We start from the raw sequence: 17,728 nt of genomic DNA, 5'->3' as shown, positions 1-17,728 counted from the left end.
ACTCTTCGTCGGCGTTGGCCAGGGCTACGACGACTTAAAGCCCTTCGACGAGAAGTGGTTCGTGGACAGGATTTTCGGGGAGGAGTGAGCTCTTTTTTTCTCATACTTTGACGCCCAGCCCCATGCGAACCACTACATATAGCCCGTTCTCATGCCAGCGTGTTTAAACTTCTTCCCCATCAGCAACTGACCGCAAGTCCACCGAGTATTATCATAAACACGACAAACCCCGGCAAAAAACCTTCGAGGAAAAGCAACGCCTTTTCTCCCCTACCTTTTCCCAATATGGCACCAACACCAGCGGAGATTGCGAGTAGGACGGGGAATGAGCCTTTTGGATTTAAGAGGGAGACGAGGACCACTGACAGAGCGGGTAACCCAATGGCGAGGCCCGATTTCTTAAGCCGAGGTTCTTTGAAGCGAACGTAAATGACAAGGAGAACAATCGCCGGAAGGAGGACGAAGGGAAGCGATGGAGAATACCAGAACCAACAGGAGGGGATTCCGTCCCGAATGTAAACCCTCCCGCTTTCGATGTAGTAGTTCCACAGCCAAGTCATATTGTAGAGGAGAAGGAACTCCCATGCCGTTGCCAAGGCGAGCACAAGCCAATGATGAAGTTTGGAGGACCTCACCGTTTCACCTCCACAAAAATTAACTACAACTTATAGTGATCCTCAAGATAAGGGTTTCGCCAAAAAAATTGACTAGAATTAAACGTCTAGGGCCTTCGCCAACTCCCCAAAATCCACCCTCGCCGTCATGTCAATGTTTATCGGCGTGACGCTGACCTTCCTCTCGACCTTCAGGGCGTAGGCATCGGTTCCCGGCTCAAAGTCTTGGACAAGTTTGCCAACAATCCAGTAGTAGGGGTTGCCCTTCGGGTCAATCCTTTCCTCGACTGTCGGGGAGTATCGCTTTCTGGCTAAGCGGGTGATTGCTATCTCCGTTTCCTCCGTCGCGTCGCTCGGAACGTTGACGTTGAGCATGTCAACGCCCTCGGGAAGGCCCCTCTCAAGGACTGCACCGGCTATTCTCCTGAGGAAGTGCGCCGAGACCGAGAAGTCAACCCCTTCACCCTCGCCAAGCGTTTTCTTCCACTCCACCTCGAGGCTAATCGCTATGCTCGGAATCCCGTGAGTTGATGCCTCTATCGCCGCTGAAGCTGTCCCGGAGACGGTTATCTCCGTGCTGAGGTTCTCACCGAGGTTAATCCCGCTGACCGCTAAATCGAAGCCGCCGAAGCGAGCCAAAGCGAAAATCACGCAATCCGTTGGAGTCCCGTCTATTCCGTAAGCTACTTTCGCTTTGGGGATGTCAACGCGCTTGGCCCTTATCGGCCTGTGGAGCGTCATGGCCCTGCCGCTCGCACTCCTCTGGAAGAGCGGAGCAACGACGTAAACCTTGCCGAGCTCACTCAGGGCTTTCACAGCGGCGCGCAGGCCGTTGGAGTAAATTCCGTCGTCGTTGGTGAGGAGGATTCTCATTCGTTCACCACCCTGACATCGAGCTTTTCAAAGTCCCTATCGAACGTGTAAATTTCCTCTATGTCAAGCTCTTTCATCTTAACGTAGGCCAAAGCGTCGTTCACGCCGAGGTTTTTCTCCTCAGCTATGAGGGAGGCCTTCAAGTAGTCGCCGGGAGAAACCGGAAGAACTTCAATGTTCTCACTCGTTAAAACCGCCAGAACGACCTCAACGGCCTTCTTCTTTCCTCCCCTGCTCTCGAGGACGTTGGCAACCTCGCTCAGGTGGACGACCGTAGTTACAACACGCTCGCCATCGCTCACCCTCGTGAGTATCGCCTTGGCCCGCTCCTTGATTTCCTTAACGTTCTCCGGAGGCTCCCTCTTCGGCCTTAGAAACGCGTATATGAAGACGTTGGCATCAATAAACCTCATTCCATCCACAGCTCCTTCTTGAGCTCCTCCCACTCCTTCAGCTCATCAATCTCAACGCTGTCGAAGAACTTCTTCAGGTCCACCCTTTTCCTCGGAAGGAGCTCCACCCTATCCCCAAGGTCAACTATTATGACTTCGTCGCCAAGCTTCTCCCTAATCTCACGGGGAATGAGAAGTCTGCCTTGGGAGTCGAGGCGTTTTACCATTACTTCCATATCCTCACCATTTTTTGATTTTATTACCACCCTTAAATACGTTTTGACATGGCTCACCTTTAAAAACCCCTGTCCCAACGCCCCTCAGGTGAGAGCATGACCTACTGGACGAGCGAGGACAACGTCGCTGGCAAACCGGGAACGGCGCTCTTCATAATCCTGCCCACGATAGGTTGCTACCGCTTCAGAATAGGAAAGGCCTGCTACATGTGCGCCTATCCAACTGCCGCGCCGAAGGTGAAGTGGAGCCAGGAAGCGATAGTCGACTACGTGAGGGAAGCGCTGGAGAAAATCAGGGGTAAGAAAGGTCCTTTAGCGGTCAGAATGTTCACATCAGGCTCTTTCCTCGACAACGGCGAGCTCAAACCTGAAACGAGAAGAAAAATCTTCGAGCTTCTGGCGGAGATGGAGAACGTTGAGGAAATCGTCATCGAGAGCAGGAGCGAGCTGGTTCGCTACGACGCGGTTAAAGAGCTGGCCGAGATAGTTCCGGATAAGCACTTCGAGGTTGCTATAGGGCTGGAGACAGCCAACGACGACGTCGCCGACGTCTCGATAAACAAGGGCAACACCTTCGAGGACTTCGTAAGGGCCTCGGAAATAACGAGAAAAGCCGGAGCGAAAGTCAAGACTTACCTCCTGCTGAAGCCGATTTTCCTGAGCGAAAGAACGGCAATAGAGGACGTCAAGGAGAGCATAATCAAGGCCGAGCCCTACACTGATACCTTCTCGATAAACATCACTGACATTCAGAAGGGGACGCTCTACGAGAGGCTGTGGGAGAAGAACGAGTACCGCCCGCCGTGGCTCTGGAGCGCGGTCGAGGTCTTAATCTGGGCGAAGAAAAAGTTCCCGGACAAGAGAATCCTGAGCGACCCCGTGGGAGCGGGTTCAAAGCGCGGACCCCACAACTGTCTGACCGACTACGACCGCGTTATCGGCAGAGCCATTAAGAAGTTCTCGGCAACGCAGGATTTGAAACACATCGAAAACCTCAAGCCGGAGTGCAGGGAGCGGTGGAGCTACATCGTCGAGAACGGTTTACTCGACTGGCAGCTGGTTACATGGTGATTCTTCGAAAGCCCCCTGCCTTCTCCAAAACTTTTATCCCGATGCACGTTTGCCCTCGAATGAACCTTTTCTGGACATCAATGTCCCCCCGCGAAAGCTTTAAATGTTGACAAACGTAAAAGGCCACGTCGAGAGGTGGTTCCGATGGCCGAGAACACGAACACTGTTGTCGAAAAAAACGGCTATCTTGTCGTCGGAAAGGCGGAAGGAATCGTTGAGATTGACGTTGATACATTTCTCTGCAAGGGCTGTGGAATTTGTGTCGAGATGTGCCCGAGGAAGGTCTTCGAGTGGAGCAAGGAGCTGAGCGAGAAGGGTGTCCACTATCCAGTCCCGATTCACGCGGAGAAGTGTGTCAAGTGCAAGCTCTGTGAGCTTCTCTGCCCCGACTTCGCCATCGCGGTAAGGTGGTGACCATGATAATCCGCGGTGACGAGCCGGAGCAGATTAAACTCCTCCGGAAGCTCTACAAGCCCGGCAACTACTTCATGCAGGGCAACGAGGCCGTAGCTTACGGTGCTCTATTTGCGGGCTGTCGCTTCTACGCGGGCTACCCGATAACCCCGTCGAGCGAGATAGCGGAGACGATGGCGAGGGAGCTTCCGAAGCTCGGTGGCTACTACCTCCAGATGGAGGATGAGATAGGAAGCATAGCGGCCATGATAGGTGCCTCCTGGACGGGCTTCAAGGTCATGACGGCAACCGCCGGTCCGGGCTTCTCGCTGATGCAGGAAAACCTTGGCTACGCAGTAATGACCGAGACCCCGCTCGTTCTGGTTGACGTCCAGAGGAGCGGGCCTTCAACGGGCCAGGCCACGAAGGGGGCGCAGGGTGACTTCTTCCAGGCCAGATGGGGAACGCACGGCGACCACCCGATTGTTGCAGTCTCTCCAACGAGCGGGCAAGATGCTTTCTGGGAAATCATCAGGGCATTCAACATCGCCGAGAGGCTCAGAACTCCGGTGGTGTTCCTCTTCGACGGAATACTTGCCCACACGCGCGAGCTGGTGAAGATTCCCGACGTTGATGAGGTGAAGATAACCTACCGCAAGCTTCCCCAGAACGAGGAGGAAGCGAAGCTCCCCTTCGGCGACCCGCACGGAGATGGAGTACCGCCGATGCCCCTCTTCGGCCACGGCTACTTCACCCACGTGACAGGTTCAACCCACAAGGAGAACGGCCTGCGCGATGTTTACACGCCCGAGGTTCACGACAGACTCGTGAGGAGAATCCACAGGAAGATTGAACAGAACAGGCACGTTTACGAGAAGTACGAGGAGCACTTTACAGACGATGCCGAGATACTCGTCGTCAGCTGGGGAGTAACGGCAAGACCCGCCCTCGGAGCCGTTCTGAAGGCGAGGAGGGAAGGGATAAAGGTCGGCCTCTTCGTGCCGAAAACTGTTCACCCGTTCCCCGGAGAGAGAATGAGGGAGCTTGGAAAGCGCGTTAGGGCGGTACTCGTTCCGGAGATGAACCTAGGCCAGATGATTCTCGAGGTTCAGAGGTTTGTCAACGACGACGTCCTGCTCAAGGGCGTTAACAAGATTGGTGGCGTTCCCCTGACCGTTGAGGAAATCCTGCGCGAGATAAGGGGTGTTGCCTGATGCCCGAGATTTATTCCAAGTATCCAATGATTAAATACCTCCGCAAGGAGGCCCTGCCAACCGCTCTATGTCCCGGTTGCGGCGGCGGAACGGTTCTGAACGCCTTCGCCAACGCGGTTGACCAGCTCAAGATTGACCCGAGGGATTTGGTTGTCGTGAGCGGAATAGGCTGTTCCGCCTGGATAGCCTCGCCCTACTTTCTGGCAGATACCCTCCACACGACGCACGGAAGGGCGATAGCCTTCGCGACGGGAGTTAAGGTCGGTTTACCGGACAAGAAGGTCGTCGTCATAAGCGGTGACGGTGATTTAGCTAGTATAGGCGGAAATCACCTGCTCCACGCCGCGAGGAGGAACATCGACATAACTGTGATTCTCGTCAACAACTTCATCTACGGGATGACCGGCGGACAGGTCGCCCCGACGACGCCCTTCGGCGCGATAACAACGACGACCCCCTACAGGAACATCGAGCACCCGCTCCAGATTTCCGAGACGATAGCGGCCGCTGGAGCGAGCTACGTGGCGAGATGGACCACAGCTCACGTTTATCAGCTCATCGAGAGCATCAAGAAGGCTTTGCAGGTTAAGGGCTTCTCCCTCGTTGAGGTTATCTCGCAGTGTCCCGTCCAGTTCGGAAGAAGGAACAAGATGAAAGAGCCGGCAGAGATGCTCCGCTGGTTCCTGAAGAACAGCGTTCCGATAAGCAAGGCTAAGAAGATGCCGCCGGAGGAACTTGAGGGCAAGTTCGTCATCGGTGAGTTCGTCAACAGGCAGAGACCGGAGTTCGTGAGCGAACTCAACAAGCTGATTGACGAGGTTCAGGAGCACTTCGGCCTTAAGGAGGTGTGAGGAATGCAGATTAGGCTCGCCGGAATCGGCGGTCAGGGAGTCGTTTTGGCTGGAGTAATCCTCGGCGAGGCCGCCGCGATTGAGGGTTTGAACGTCCTTCAGACCCAGGACTACAGCTCCGCGAGCAGGGGAGGTCACTCCATAGCGGACGTCATCATCTCGAAGGAGCCGATTTACGACGTGATGGTCACGAAGGCGGACGTCCTCGTCGCGCTTCACCAGCTCGGCTACGACACCGTCAAGGACTCGCTGAAGGAGGACGGGCTTTTAATCATCGAGACCGACCTTGTAAAGCCCGATAGGGACTACGTCGGCGCGCCCTTCACCAGAATCGCCGAAGAGACAACCGGACTCGCTCTAACTGTAAACATGGTCGCGCTCGGCTACCTTGTTGCGAAAACCAATGTCGTGAAGAAGGAGAGCGTTGAGGAAGCGATTAGAAGGCGCGTTCCGAAGGGAACCGAGGAGATAAACATCAAGGCCTTCAGGGCCGGTTATGAGGAGGGATTAAAATGAGGTACCCGTTTCCGGTCGGCAAGTCCGACTTCATTCAGGGCGATGAGGCCATAGCGAGGGCAGCCATACTGGCCGGTTGCAGGTTCTACGCCGGCTACCCGATAACTCCCGCGAGCGAGATATTCGAGGCGATGGCCCTCTACATGCCCCTCGTCGATGGAGTTAGCATACAGATGGAGGACGAGATAGCGAGCATAGCGGCGATAATAGGTGCTTCCTGGGCGGGAGCGAAGGCGATGACTGCAACGAGCGGTCCGGGCTTCTCGCTGATGCAGGAAAACCTCGGCTACGCCGTGATGACGGAAACTCCGATTGTTGTCGTTGACGTCCAGCGCGGCGGGCCTTCAACGGGCCAGCCGACTTTACCGGCTCAGGGCGACATAATGCAGTCAATCTGGGGAACGCACGGCGACCACATGCTGATAGTTCTCTCCCCGTCAACCGTTCAGGAAGCCTTTGACTTCACGATTAGGGCCTTCAACTTGGCTGAAAAGTACAGGACGCCGGTCGTTCTGCTCACCGATGCCGAGATAGCCCACATGCGCGAGCGCGTTTACATTCCGAAACCGGAGGAGATTGAGCTCATTGAGAGAAAGCTTCCCCAGAATGAGGAGGAAGCCAAGCTCCCCTTCGGCGACCCGCACGGAGACGGCGTCCCACCGATGCCGATTTTCGGGAAGGGTTACAGAACCTACGTTACGGGTCTCACGCACGACGAGCGCGGGAGGCCGAGGACCGTTGAGAGAGAAGTCCACGAGAGGCTCATAAAGAGGATTTTCAGGAAGATACTCGACCACAAGGACGAGATAATCAGCTACGATGAGTTCATGCTCGAAGACGCAGAAATCGCGATAGTCACTACCGGAATAGTTTCGCGCTCTGCGGTGAGGGCAGTTAAGATGCTCAGAGAAAAAGGCGTCAAGGCAGGCCTCCTCAAGCTCAACACGATATGGCCCTTCGACTTCGACTACATCGAGGAGCTGGCAGAGCGGGTGAGAAAGATATACGTGCCGGAGATGAACCTCGGACAGCTCTACCACCTGGTCAAAGAAGGCGCCAACGGAAAGGCGGAGGTCGAGCTGATAGCCAAGATAGGCGGTGAGGTGCACACGCCGATGGAGATAGTCGAAAGGGTGGTGGGATGATGTACCTGAAGTCCGCTTACGAAATCCGCGACAAGTACCTGAGAAAGGACATGTTGCCCACTATCTTCTGTCCGGGCTGTGGAATCGGTAGCGTTCTCCAGTTCACACTAAGGGCCATAGACGACCTCGGCCTCAACCAGGACGAGATTGTCTGGGTGAGCGGAATAGGCTGTTCCTCCCGCGTTCCGGGCTTCGTCAACTTCGACGGCCTCCACACAACGCATGGAAGGGCTTTGGCCTTCGCCACCGGCATAAAGCTCACGAATCCCAACCTGAAGATAATAGCCTTCATGGGAGACGGCGACACTGCCGCCATAGGCGGGAACCACTTCATCCACGCAATCCGTAGGAACCTCGACGTAACGGTAATCCTCATCAACAACTTCACGTACGGAATGACGGGCGGACAGGTCGCTCCAACGACGCTGAAGGGCCTGCGCGGAACGACCGCTCCCTACGGCCAGTTCGAGAACCCCTTTGACATAGCCGGCCTGGCCGTGGCGGCGGGAGCCAACTACGTGGCGAGGTGGACGGTGTTCAACTACCTCCAAGGGATAAACAGCATAAAGAAGGCCCTCAGCAAGGAAGGCTTCACCCTGGTGGAGTTCCTCTCGCCTTGCCCGGTAAGCTTCGGAAGGAGGAACAGAATGAAGACTGCACCAGAGCTAATCCGCTGGTACCAGAAGATAACCGTCCCGCTCGCCAAAGCTAAGAAGATGCCGCCGGAGGAGCTAGAGGGCAAAATAGTCATCGGAGAGTTCGTGGACAGGGACAGGCCCGGTCTAGTTAGGGAGTATCAGGAGTACATAAAGAGGGCGAAGAGAATGATGGGGTGGGAGCAATGAGGAAGGAGGTTCTCTTCAGCGGGTTTGGCGGCCAGGGAGTCATTTTGGCGAGCGTAATCCTTGGAAGGGCTGCCGCCGTTTACGAGGGACTCCACGCGGTTCAAACTCAAAGCTACGGCCCGGAGTCCAGGGGTGGTGCGAGCAGGGCCGAGGTTGTTATAAGCGACGAGCCGATTGATTACCCCAAGACGCTTCACCCCGACTACGCCGTCTTCTTCTCGCAGGAAGCCTACAGCAAGTACCTCCACACGGTGAAGGAAGGCGCCACCGTAATAGTCGAGAAGGACCTCGTTCCACACAGGGATTTGGAGTTCGAGAAGAAGCTCAACGTTATAGCACTCCCCCTAACTGAAATAGCGGAAGAAACCACCGGGCTAAGCCTGACGATGAACATTCTGACCCTGGGAATCCTCGTCGGCGTGACGGGAATAGTCAGCAGGGACTCGATAGAAAAGGCCGTTCGCGATGCCGTTCCTCATGGAACGGAGGAGATAAACCTCAAAGCCCTCAGAAAAGGTTTTGAAATAGCGGAGAACCTTAAGTCCTGAGCTTTGCGAGCTTTTCCATAATCTCCTTTTCCTTATTCTTCAGCTTCTCTATCTCCCTCTTGTAAACGAGGCGGGTTCTCTCGATGTGCTCGATGGCCTCATCCTTGGTAACCTCAACAAGCAGGTCCGAGAACGCCCTGTATATTTTCCTCTCGGACTTGGCCGCAGTTATGACACTCTCAGCATACTCAAGCTCCTTCATCTTAAGTTCAAAGGCCTTCCTCAGTTCTCTAATCTGTCTGAGTTCAAGCTCAAGCTCATAGGCCTTTACTGCCTCCAAGCTATCACCTCCTTAAAAAAGAATGGCCGAGGAGAGGTCACTCCTTCTTTTCGGGCTGCATTTCCTGAAGCTCCTTGAGGAGCTCGTTGACCTTCCTGGTGTCCTCCTCAATCTTCCTCAGCAGGGCCAGGCGGAGGTTCATGAGGGCGTTAATTCTCTTCTCGATGTTCTCCCTTGCCTCGTCGATTGTGGCTCCGACGAGTATTCCAGCGCCGACGTCCATGATAACGTCGTCCGGGTCTTCAATCTTGCCCTTTATGGCCACGCCGCTTCCGAGCGGGATGTAGATGGCCTTGCCCTTACCCTTCTCCTTTATGTAGGCGAGGGTGGCATCAACTATCCTGAGGTCGGCGATGGTAGCGTCGATTGCACCAATCTGGCTCCTGAGGTACTCAATCTCGCCGAGGTAGCTCCTGATTTCGTCCTGAATCTGCTCAAGGGTCCTAACCTTCTTCTCCTCAGCCATTCCCATCACCTCCTTCCCTTTTCCATATTTTAGTTACCTTTTGTATTTAAAAGTTTTTCGGCGGCAGGCTTATTAACTTTCCCTTCCCAATGGCCAAACATGATAATCAACGAGACCAAAGGGAAGACGTGGCACGGGCGCGTTGAGCTTGCCGATACATTCTTCAAGCGCTTCAGAGGGCTGATGCTCGTGGGCAACGTAAACTACGCCCTCGTCTTCGTCCTTCCAGTTGAGAGCAGGGTTAACGCCTCTATTCACACCTTCTTCATGCTGAGCGACATCGACGTAATCTGGCTCGACTCAACTAGGCGCGTCGTTGACTTCAAAACCGCGGGGAAGTGGAGGCTCTACGCCCCGGAAAGGCCGGCCAAATACATCATTGAAGGGCCTGTGGGGCTTGTTAAAACTCTTGAAGTTGAAAAAGGCGACATCATAAGCTGGCACATCAGTGAACAAAAGAAAAAGAGCGTTCCGGTAAAAGTTTCGTTCCCCGGGAAGGTTTCATTCGACAATGGAAGAAACGGCGTTGCGCTGACGGAGAGCGTTAAGGAAGTGAAGGCGAAATCAAAGTAGCGTTATCTGGGGGACTTTAACAGAGAAACAATATCCTCAAGGAGTCTTTTCACCTCCTCTATCTCGCGCCTCAGCTCCGCCTGCTCTCTTTTGAGTTCTCGCATCTCGGCGAGAATGTCATCCCAACTTCCACTTGCTCCTTCCACCCTCAGTGGCGACCTTAGTCCCTTTGGCTTTATGTATTTGTGCATAACCTGTCGCAGTTCTTCCAAGTATTGGAATGTTTTTTCTGGATCTTTGGCATATTTCTTGATGAACTCTTCAAGATCGTCCATGTTTGAGCCGCGTTCTAGCCAAATCTGTGCGTGATTTATGTTATCTGGGCCCCACGCATCAACGAATTTTGCAATGACCTTCGCGACTTCCTCTAATTTCTTTAGTTCTTCGTCGGTTATTTTTCTACCAATGTATTTCTCAGTGTATTTGCTGTTTTTTAGTGCGTCACGAATAAAACTCCAATTGGCTCCAACCGGATCTTCGCTGTGGTGCTGCCATTGAGTAAAGTGATCGGGCACATCTTCGAGTTGAATAACTGTAAACACTTTGTGTGGAGTTGTGCCCAGAATGCTTGCTGCGGCCTCCCCGAATATTTTGAGCCAGAGGGATAGTTTTGTGGCTTCTGCAAGATCGTGGCCAACTATGGGTTCCGCAGCGCCTTTCGACGCCCCGAATCCCCTCTCTCTCAAAGTCCCTGTATTTTTCCAGTGCTTTATCTCCTTCCGGGTGGATGTACTCTATGAGTTGTCGCCATATCTTTGCAGTTTTCTCACTTGTGCTGAAGAACTCGTTCAGGAACCCCCTTTCCCACTTTGCATTTCCCTTATGTCTTGTGGCGTACACGATCATGAGCTTTCCCCGCTCATCTTCGCGGTGGGGAGATTTAACCCTTCCCCCAGAATTCATCTGGGACGAGCCTGATGATGTCCTTTACCGTTTCAAAGTCTTCGTCGAGGGTCGCGAGCTTATCACACCCGTGCTCCAGGGCAGTAGCAAGAATTCTGGCATCATGGGGCATTAGACCAAATTCTCCAACATAATAGGCAATCTTTGCCCAATTCGAGGAATCATCTACAACTACAACGTTCTGAGCGCTAAGAAAGCCAAGTATTCCACTTAGGTACTTAACTGCCGTGTTTCTAAATTCATCATTACCCCTAAGCTCCTTCTTAATCTTCCAAGGAGAACCAACGTCCCTTTTAAGGAGTGCAAACCATACCTCATCAATAACGATTTCGGAAGTTATCTTAGGTTCGTTCAGCTCGAATACCTTAGCTGAATACCCCGTGAGTTCTGTTACAACAAGTGCGTTGTAGAGAACGCTTGAGTCAATGAAAATCACTGTTCATACATCTCAATCTTTGCCTTAAAAAAGTCCTCGGCCTTGCCTTTCCCGAACATTCCGATACGGGCGGTTTTTTTGGCTTCTTTCACCATTATCCTAAACTCCTCCTCAGCCAGAAGTTCACGTAAAAGTTTCTCCCTAAGGGTTGAATTTGGATTATTCGCAACTTTTTCCATTCCACTCACCACAAAGTGGTTACAGTGCAAACTCTAAAAAACATTTCTCAAAACTCCAGCTCGACTCCGTTCTCATCTCCCTCCCAAAGAACCAGCCTTTTCAATGAAACTCCATTGGGGAGCTTCGCATTAACCTGCTCCGCAATCCACAAGGCAACGTTTTCGGTAGTTGGGTTTTCAAAGAGCGAGTTCAGGTTTCTGTGGTTGAGCCGTCCAAGTACCTCCTCAACGATACTCCGCAACTCAACGAAATCCATAACGTAGCCGTTCTTCAGCGGTCCCTCAACGGCAATTTCAAGCCGAAAAGTGTGGCCGTGAACCTCTTCCATGTGTCCGTTGAGCAGAACCGCGTGCGCCGCCTCAAACTTGAACCTTTCAACGACCCGCGCCTTCATTCCACCCACCGGTGATAGTTGCCCACTGCGTTGATAAGGGCTTTGGTGCTCAGGCCAAAGTTTATGCAAAATCATACATAATTTTTAGAGCTGTTCATAACCTACCGTAATGTTTAAAACCCGCAGGTCTTATAAGCGCCGGGAACAACGGCCAACGGTGGTTGAAATGGTGCGCTACATGGTAACCTCGGCACTCCCTTACGCGAACGGGCCGATTCACGCGGGCCACCTGGCGGGAGCGTATCTGCCGGCCGATATATTCGTCCGCTACCTCAGACTGAAGGGCGAGGAAGTGCTCTTCATCTGCGGTACAGATGAGCACGGAACTCCGATAACCTTCCGCGCGCTCAAGGAGGGCAGAAGCCCAAGGGAAATCGTCGACGAGTTCCACGAGCACATAAAGACGACCTTCGAGAGGGCTAAAATCAGCTTCGACTACTTCGGGAGAACAGAGCTACCGGTGCACTACAGGATAAGCCAGGAATTCTTCCTAAAAGCCCTCGAAAACGGCCACCTCGTCAAGAAGGTCACCAAGCAGGCCTACTGCGAGCACGACAAGATGTTTCTCCCGGACCGCTACGTCATCGGAACCTGCCCCTACTGCGGCGCCGAAAACCAGCGTGGCGACCAGTGTGAGGTCTGCGGAAGGCCTTTAACGCCGGAAATCCTCATTAACCCGCGCTGTAATATCTGTGGCAACCCGATAACCTTCAGGGACTCGGCTCACTACTACATCAAAATGGGGGACTTCGAGGAGAGGCTCAAGAAGTGGGTTGAGAGCCAGCACTGGAAGCCCAACGTCAAGAACACCGTTTTGGGGTGGATTAACGAGGGGCTCGAGGAGAGGGCAATAACGCGCGACCTCGACTGGGGAATCCCGGTTCCTCTCGACGACGAAGATATGAAAGGCAAGGTCCTTTACGTTTGGTTTGAAGCTCCCATCGGCTACATCTCAATCACAATCGAGGCCCTCAAGCGCGCCGGAAAGGAGAAGGAGTGGAAGAAGTTCTGGCTCAACCTCGACGGCGAGACCAGAGTTATACACTTCATCGGCAAGGACAACATACCCTTCCACGCGATATTCTGGCCGGCCTTCCTGATGGCCTACGGCAAGTACAAAGACGAGGAAGTCGAGGCCGAGTGGAACCTCCCATACGACATCCCCGCTAATGAGTACCTCAATCTGGAAGGCAAAAAGTTCTCAACGAGCAGGAACTGGGCAATATGGGTTCACGAGTTCCTAGATGCATTCCCGGCCGACTACCTGAGGTATTATCTCACCGCGATAATGCCTGAAACTCGCGACAGCGACTTCAGCTTCGCCGACTTCAAGGTGAAGATAAACGAGGAGCTGGTGAACAACCTCGGCAACTTCGTTCACAGGGCTTTAACCTTCGTGAACCGCTACTTCGACGGAATCGTGCCTGAGAGGGGCGAGCTCAACGAGCTGGACAAACAGGCCTTCGAGGAAATCCAGAAGGCCTTCGAGGAGGTTGGAGAGCTTATAATGAGCTACCGCTTCAAGGACGCGCTTAAGCGTGTCATGGAGCTGGCCATCTTCGGCAACCGCTACTTCGACCACCAGAGGCCCTGGAAGACGGCAAAGACCGACCGCGAGAGGACGGCCACCACCGTAAACGTCTCGCTCCAGATTGTCAAAGCCCTTGGAATCCTCCTCGAGCCGTTCTTACCTGATGCCAGCGAGAAGATATGGCACCTGCTCAACCTCGAGGAGCTGAAGCGCTGGGAGTTCACCGAGATTCCGGCCGGTCATCGCGTCAGGAAAGCAACTCCGATGTTCAGGAAGGTCACCGACGAGGACATAATCTACTTCATACTCAACTACATCGCCAGAGGAAACCCGGAGAGCGCGAGGGTGCTACTCGACAAGTACTACAAGCGGGACGACGTCGTAAAGGTCGCCCTGGAGCGCTTCAAGAACAGAGAGGAAGCTTTCGCAATACTTAAGAGCATCTATGGTGAGGAACTCGAGGTTAAGTCCGAAACGCCCGGAAAGGCCTCGAAGAAGGAGAAGGTGAAGAAAAAGGAGGGTGGAAAGATGGACTACGTCAGCTTTGACGACTTCGCGAAGCTCGACCTCCGCGTTGGAAAGATAATCGAGGTCAAGGACCACCCGAACGCCGACAGGCTCTACGTGGTCAAGGTTGATTTGGGCGACGGGGTCAGACAGCTGGTGGCTGGCCTTAAGAAGTACTACAAGCCCGAAGAGCTGCTCAACAAGACCGTCGTCATCATAGCGAACCTCGAGCCCAAGAAGCTCAGAGGAATAGAGAGCCAGGGAATGCTTCTGGCCGCTGACGACGGCGAGAACGTGGCTTTGCTGATGCCCGACAAGGAGGTAAAGCTCGGCGCGAGGATTAGGTGAGCTTTTCCCCTTTTGTTTGTGCTCTTTTACTCTTCAAACGGCATTGTGCTTCTGAAGGTCAGCGACAAAAGTTATGGCGCGGGTATTATACTCGCTCGGTGACTTTTCAGGAGATTTCAGAGAAGCTGGCACACCGCTAAAACACCAGCTCCACCCAGTTCTCCTTCCCCCTCTTGTAAACCCGCACGAGGCCCTTCTCCTCGAGGCGCTTGAACATTCTCCAGGCGGTCGTCTTCGGAATTCCGAGGGCCTTCCTGACGTCGGCCTGCTTGGCCTTTCCGCCTGAATCGTAAATGTACAGCAGTGCCCTCTTCTCATCGTCGTTCAAATTGTAGGCGTCGAGGCCCTTTTCGTATTCCTCCCTTCCGACCGGGAGCGTCCTTCCGGGCTTCCTGAACCTCCCCCTGAGGTAGTAAGCACCAACGGCTCCAACAAGGGGGACTATGAGAAGTGCATAGAGATAGCCGTTCGACCTTTCCGGCGTTCTGGAGGAGGTTGTCGGGGAAGTGCTTTGGGTTGACGGCTGAGGTTTGGCCGACGTCGAGGTTGTGGAGGTCGTTGAGGTGGTCGGCAGGGGCAGTGTGTAGGAAACGGTCTGGTTTCCGGGGGGCATCGTTATGGTGTTGCCCGTTATGGAAAGCGGAACATCGCTCAGGTCAACTATAATGGCCCCCCTGGGAAAATGAATCGTAACAGGTATCGGGGAACTGAACTTCAGCGTCCACACATCCCCCTGCTTCGACGTCAGTGACGCCGTGAAGTACACAACCTTTATCTCCGTAACGTTCTCGGTCAGGTAAACGTCTATCCTGGAGCCGTTCTTTTCAAAGGGCAACGGGGTGTCGTTCTGACTCGTGACTATCAACCCGGCGACATCGGAGGTTAGAAGGGGTACCTCAACCATCACCGTTAAGTTGGAGGGCACGAAGACCTCCGTGACCTTCACGTACCCGGCGCTGTAAACGACTATGTCAATTGATTTAAACCTGCCCTGCCCGCTGACCAGGGGCACGAAGAGGAGTGCAGAGATTACAACGGCCAAAAATTTTTTCATCGAACCCGCTACCCCCGATTATAATTCAGAAAACAGTTTAAAAAAATAAGGGCGCTACCTGTGGTTGTCCTTTCTCCCCCCTGGGGAACGAGTCTGGTTCGAGGACATGCTCGATGATGAGGTTGACGTTTGATTCTCTGCCTGACCGTTTGTTTCGTGGGTCGCAGTTGTGTTCGTCAGGGCTGACGTTGAGTTCTCGCTGGGTGAAGTTCTCTCCTCCCTCTTCTTGCCGCGGTGCTCTTCACGGCCCCTGCCCTTTTCCATTATGTGAACCGTTTTCTCAACCTCAACCCTGAGGGACTTCAGAAGCTCAAGCGCCATTTGGGTGTTGTTCTCCTCCAGAGCCTGCTGCAGCTGAAGCTCCATGCTCTCGAGCATCTCAACCTGCTCCAGTATAGACGAGTTGCTCGTGTTGAGGCGAGAGAGGTGCTTCATCAGTATTCCCAAAGCCCTAAGCTGCTTTTCAACGAGCTTCTTGCTCTCTCTGCTAACCATGAGCTTCATTGAAACGTCTATCTCCTCGTTCAATCTTTCCCTCAGAGAAACGAGCCTCTCAAGGTCCCTGTTCAGCGCCGCATAGTTCCCGGCCTTAAGGTCATCCCTGACGGCATTGAGAACGTTGAGGGTTTCCATGTAGGTCTCCTTCAGACCAGTCGCGTTTACACCCTCCATTTCAAGCTCTTCCATAACGCTGCGCGCGTAATCGAGAACCTGCTGGGTTATGCCTATCTCAACGTAAGCCCTCTGCCGAAGCTCAAAATCGGTCTGATTCGTCTGGTTGACAGATGAGGGCTTGAGGGCGGATAGGACGTCCCTGTAGAGATGCATCGAAACGAGGGCAACCTGAACGGCCTTATCGTAGCTCCCGTTTTCGTACAATCCCCAGGCCCGGTTCTTAAGGTCAAGGGCCTGATTGTAGAGGCTGAGGATTTCCTGGGGGGTTTCGTTTGATATTCTCGTGGCCGTATAGTTCGCCAGCCTGTCGAGGAGCTTGAGGAGTTCCAGTGCCTTGGTCTGCGAGACGTTCTGTTGATTGAGGCGCTCCTGATTTGACCCGCTACCCGAAGTGGTTGCGGATGAGTAAGGAACGAGCGCGAGGAGGAGCAGAGCCACTATTGTGAAGACCGCGTATCGATACCCGCCCATCACTTTCACCATACACTATTTCTCCTCAAAGGGTTATTAGGGAAGCGGGTGGGACTCGGGGGAGATAACGTTTCTCATCGTTCCTTTCGATTTCAATCGGAGGGATGATATAACCTTTTCCCTAAAACTTAAGTTCAAGCCAGTACTCCTTCCGTCCCCGTATTATTCTGAGCAGTCCCCTCTCCTCGAGGCGCTTGAACATCCTCCACGCGGTAGTTTTAGGAATCCCGAGGGAATCCCTTACCTCGGCCTGGGAAGCCCTGCCGCCCCTGTCGTAGAGATACATCAGAACCATTCTCTCTTCATCTCTGAGGTCCAGTTCCGAAAGCCTGTCGATGAATTCATCCCTCGTCGGAATCCTCTTTTTTCTACCCCTCCAGAGGAGCACGGACGCACCAGCAATTCCACCCGCTATAAGGGCGCCTACAATGTAGGGAAAGCTTCCGTTCTGTCGCTCCCTTGGGGGATTTTGAATAACGTAGGAAATACTCTGATTCCCGGGAGGCAGGGTTATGGACGTCCCGTTTATCCTGAGGGGTATCGCACTCAGGTCAACCACTATGGAACCCTTGGGCAGAACGACCGTAAACGGAACGGCACTGGAGAAGTTCAAACTCCAGAGGATTCCCCGTTTTGATGTCAAATCCGGTGTATAGTATGAGATTACAATAACTGAAGCGTTGTCCGGCTCTATGAAAAGGGAGCCGTTCACAACATCGAAGGCGAGGGGATTCCCACTGGGGTCTTCAACCTGCAAGTCCTGGACATGCTCACAGCAGAGCGGAACAACGACCGGGGCGGAGCCGTTGGGCGGAACAACTGAAACCTCAACCTTAACGTAGCCGTCCTCGTAAACCTCCAGCTTTACGGCTTCCTGGGCGAGGACGGGGGAGAGCGTAAGCGTCAGCAGGAGGAAGAGCGCTGGTATCACGGCCTTTTTCATTCCTCCACCTCCAAAAATAAAAAACTCAGGAGTGAGTTTTAATGAACTCATCAACGCGCTTAACTAGGAGCGCCGACTCAAGGAAGTGAACCTTCGCTTCCTTCGGCCTTCCTTCCCAGAGGCACCGGAGTCCGAGCTTGAATTCATCAGTTGCAACGTTGAGCAACACCCAAGCCCCGGACACATCAACCCCTCTGTTTTTGAGTTCAACGAGGGCCTTTCTGTCCTTCACTATTCTCTCGTGAAGCTCTCTTATTGATTTCGCGTTC

24 protein-coding genes and 1 pseudogene are annotated in these 17,728 nt (G+C 53.5%); 11 read left to right on the top strand and 14 right to left on the bottom strand.

The genetic code is table 11. From position 1 onward, the window contains the following. A partial coding sequence (locus MVK46_RS10550; protein WP_367182620.1) for a hypothetical protein occupies positions 1–88 on the top strand: 88 nt, incomplete at its 5' end. A 91-nt stretch (positions 89–179) separates the two neighbouring features. Here the strand turns inward: MVK46_RS10550 and MVK46_RS01000 are convergent. The 4 genes from MVK46_RS01000 to MVK46_RS00985 form a co-directional block, all read right to left on the bottom strand. Beyond that, positions 180–635: a hypothetical protein gene (locus tag MVK46_RS01000; protein ID WP_297534578.1), complete on the bottom strand. Its 456-nt coding sequence runs from the start codon at positions 633–635 to the stop codon at positions 180–182. 78 nt (positions 636–713) lie between these two features. Further along, positions 714–1,487: a 5'/3'-nucleotidase SurE gene (gene surE, locus MVK46_RS00995; RefSeq protein WP_297534577.1), complete on the bottom strand. Its 774-nt coding sequence runs from the start codon at positions 1,485–1,487 to the stop codon at positions 714–716. Continuing rightward, positions 1,484–1,900, bottom strand: a complete 417-nt coding sequence (locus MVK46_RS00990) for a type II toxin-antitoxin system VapC family toxin (protein ID WP_297534576.1) — start codon at positions 1,898–1,900, stop codon at positions 1,484–1,486. The genes surE and MVK46_RS00990 overlap by 4 nt, the downstream gene beginning before the upstream one ends. Further along, positions 1,897–2,115, bottom strand: a complete 219-nt coding sequence (locus tag MVK46_RS00985) for an AbrB family transcriptional regulator (RefSeq protein ID WP_014121917.1) — start codon at positions 2,113–2,115, stop codon at positions 1,897–1,899. The genes MVK46_RS00990 and MVK46_RS00985 overlap by 4 nt, the downstream gene beginning before the upstream one ends. Before the next feature lie 96 nt (positions 2,116–2,211). On the opposite strand from MVK46_RS00985, the gene MVK46_RS00980 reads away from it, so the two are divergent. The 8 genes from MVK46_RS00980 (at position 2,212) to MVK46_RS00945 (ending at position 8,698) form a co-directional block, all read left to right on the top strand. Continuing rightward, positions 2,212–3,186, top strand: coding sequence for an archaeosine biosynthesis radical SAM protein RaSEA (locus MVK46_RS00980; RefSeq protein WP_297534574.1), 975 nt, complete (start codon positions 2,212–2,214; stop codon positions 3,184–3,186). Between the two features lie 144 nt (positions 3,187–3,330). Further along, the gene (locus MVK46_RS00975; RefSeq protein WP_297534573.1) at positions 3,331–3,600 is read left to right on the top strand and encodes a 2-oxoglutarate ferredoxin oxidoreductase subunit delta; all 270 of its coding nucleotides are present in this window, start codon (positions 3,331–3,333) and stop codon (positions 3,598–3,600) included. Positions 3,601–3,602: 2 nt separating this feature from the next. Continuing rightward, on the top strand, positions 3,603–4,793 hold the full coding sequence (locus MVK46_RS00970) for a 2-oxoacid:acceptor oxidoreductase subunit alpha (protein ID WP_297534581.1): 1,191 nt from the start codon (positions 3,603–3,605) through the stop codon (positions 4,791–4,793). Further along, on the top strand, positions 4,790–5,644 hold the full coding sequence (locus MVK46_RS00965) for a 2-oxoacid:ferredoxin oxidoreductase subunit beta (RefSeq protein ID WP_297534580.1): 855 nt from the start codon (positions 4,790–4,792) through the stop codon (positions 5,642–5,644). Before MVK46_RS00970 ends, MVK46_RS00965 begins: the two co-directional genes overlap by 4 nt. A 3-nt stretch (positions 5,645–5,647) precedes the next feature. Then, a complete protein-coding gene (locus tag MVK46_RS00960; RefSeq protein ID WP_297534572.1) occupies positions 5,648–6,160 on the top strand; it encodes a 2-oxoacid:ferredoxin oxidoreductase subunit gamma in 513 nt (170 codons plus the stop codon). Then, complete coding sequence (locus MVK46_RS00955) at positions 6,157–7,305, top strand: 2-oxoacid:acceptor oxidoreductase subunit alpha (RefSeq protein ID WP_297534571.1); 1,149 nt, start codon at positions 6,157–6,159, stop codon at positions 7,303–7,305. The genes MVK46_RS00960 and MVK46_RS00955 overlap by 4 nt, the downstream gene beginning before the upstream one ends. Next, positions 7,305–8,150 (top strand): 2-oxoacid:ferredoxin oxidoreductase subunit beta, encoded by an 846-nt coding sequence (locus MVK46_RS00950; protein ID WP_297534579.1) that lies wholly within the window; start codon positions 7,305–7,307, stop codon positions 8,148–8,150. Before MVK46_RS00955 ends, MVK46_RS00950 begins: the two co-directional genes overlap by 1 nt. After that, complete coding sequence (locus tag MVK46_RS00945; RefSeq protein ID WP_297534569.1) at positions 8,147–8,698, top strand: 2-oxoacid:ferredoxin oxidoreductase subunit gamma; 552 nt, start codon at positions 8,147–8,149, stop codon at positions 8,696–8,698. The genes MVK46_RS00950 and MVK46_RS00945 overlap by 4 nt, the downstream gene beginning before the upstream one ends. Here MVK46_RS00945 and MVK46_RS00940 read toward each other — a convergent pair. Beyond that, positions 8,688–8,978 (bottom strand): prefoldin subunit, encoded by a 291-nt coding sequence (locus tag MVK46_RS00940; RefSeq protein WP_297534566.1) that lies wholly within the window; start codon positions 8,976–8,978, stop codon positions 8,688–8,690. The two genes, MVK46_RS00945 and MVK46_RS00940, sit on opposite strands and share 11 nt — an antisense overlap. A 37-nt stretch (positions 8,979–9,015) precedes the next feature. Further along, positions 9,016–9,450 carry a prefoldin subunit alpha gene (pfdA, locus tag MVK46_RS00935; RefSeq protein WP_297534564.1) on the bottom strand — a complete coding sequence of 145 codons (435 nt, stop codon included), beginning with the start codon at positions 9,448–9,450 and terminating at the stop codon, positions 9,016–9,018. Between the two features lie 93 nt (positions 9,451–9,543). On the opposite strand from pfdA, the gene MVK46_RS00930 reads away from it, so the two are divergent. Continuing rightward, positions 9,544–10,017 carry a DUF192 domain-containing protein gene (locus MVK46_RS00930; protein WP_297534562.1) on the top strand — a complete coding sequence of 158 codons (474 nt, stop codon included), beginning with the start codon at positions 9,544–9,546 and terminating at the stop codon, positions 10,015–10,017. 2 nt (positions 10,018–10,019) lie between these two features. On the opposite strand, the gene MVK46_RS00925 is transcribed toward MVK46_RS00930, so the two are convergent. The 4 genes from MVK46_RS00925 to MVK46_RS00910 all read right to left on the bottom strand — a co-directional run bounded on the left by MVK46_RS00925 (position 10,020) and on the right by MVK46_RS00910 (position 11,930). Beyond that, entirely contained in the window at positions 10,020–10,703 is a 684-nt protein-coding gene (locus tag MVK46_RS00925; RefSeq protein ID WP_297534561.1) for a hypothetical protein, read from the bottom strand. A gap of 194 nt (positions 10,704–10,897) precedes the next feature. After that, positions 10,898–11,356, bottom strand: a complete 459-nt coding sequence (locus MVK46_RS00920) for a PIN domain-containing protein (protein WP_297534559.1) — start codon at positions 11,354–11,356, stop codon at positions 10,898–10,900. Continuing rightward, complete coding sequence (locus tag MVK46_RS00915; protein ID WP_297534558.1) at positions 11,353–11,535, bottom strand: hypothetical protein; 183 nt, start codon at positions 11,533–11,535, stop codon at positions 11,353–11,355. Before MVK46_RS00915 ends, MVK46_RS00920 begins: the two co-directional genes overlap by 4 nt. Positions 11,536–11,582: 47 nt before the next feature. After that, the gene (locus MVK46_RS00910) at positions 11,583–11,930 is read right to left on the bottom strand and encodes a 6-carboxytetrahydropterin synthase (RefSeq protein ID WP_297534557.1); all 348 of its coding nucleotides are present in this window, start codon (positions 11,928–11,930) and stop codon (positions 11,583–11,585) included. 166 nt (positions 11,931–12,096) lie between these two features. Between MVK46_RS00910 and metG the strand changes: the two genes are divergently transcribed. After that, on the top strand, positions 12,097–14,316 hold the full coding sequence (gene metG / locus MVK46_RS00905; RefSeq protein ID WP_297534556.1) for a methionine--tRNA ligase: 2,220 nt from the start codon (positions 12,097–12,099) through the stop codon (positions 14,314–14,316). Positions 14,317–14,452: 136 nt separating this feature from the next. On the opposite strand, the gene MVK46_RS00900 is transcribed toward metG, so the two are convergent. From MVK46_RS00900 to MVK46_RS00885, 4 genes and pseudogenes are all read right to left on the bottom strand, one after another. Next, positions 14,453–15,370, bottom strand: a complete 918-nt coding sequence (locus tag MVK46_RS00900; RefSeq protein WP_297534554.1) for a MarR family transcriptional regulator — start codon at positions 15,368–15,370, stop codon at positions 14,453–14,455. A gap of 54 nt (positions 15,371–15,424) precedes the next feature. Next, entirely contained in the window at positions 15,425–16,516 is a 1,092-nt protein-coding gene (locus tag MVK46_RS00895) for a hypothetical protein (protein ID WP_297534552.1), read from the bottom strand. A 121-nt stretch (positions 16,517–16,637) separates the two neighbouring features. Then, positions 16,638–17,459 (bottom strand): MarR family transcriptional regulator, encoded by an 822-nt coding sequence (locus MVK46_RS00890; protein ID WP_297534550.1) that lies wholly within the window; start codon positions 17,457–17,459, stop codon positions 16,638–16,640. A 25-nt stretch (positions 17,460–17,484) separates the two neighbouring features. Further along, positions 17,485–17,728, bottom strand: a pseudogene (locus MVK46_RS00885) (hypothetical protein); the annotation flags it as partial.

Source organism: Thermococcus sp. (assembly GCF_027066465.1).
Classification (GTDB): Archaea; Methanobacteriota_B; Thermococci; order Thermococcales; family Thermococcaceae; genus Thermococcus.
The sequence above is the reverse complement of the archived record's forward strand: the minus strand, read 5'-3'. Positions and strand labels throughout refer to the sequence as shown.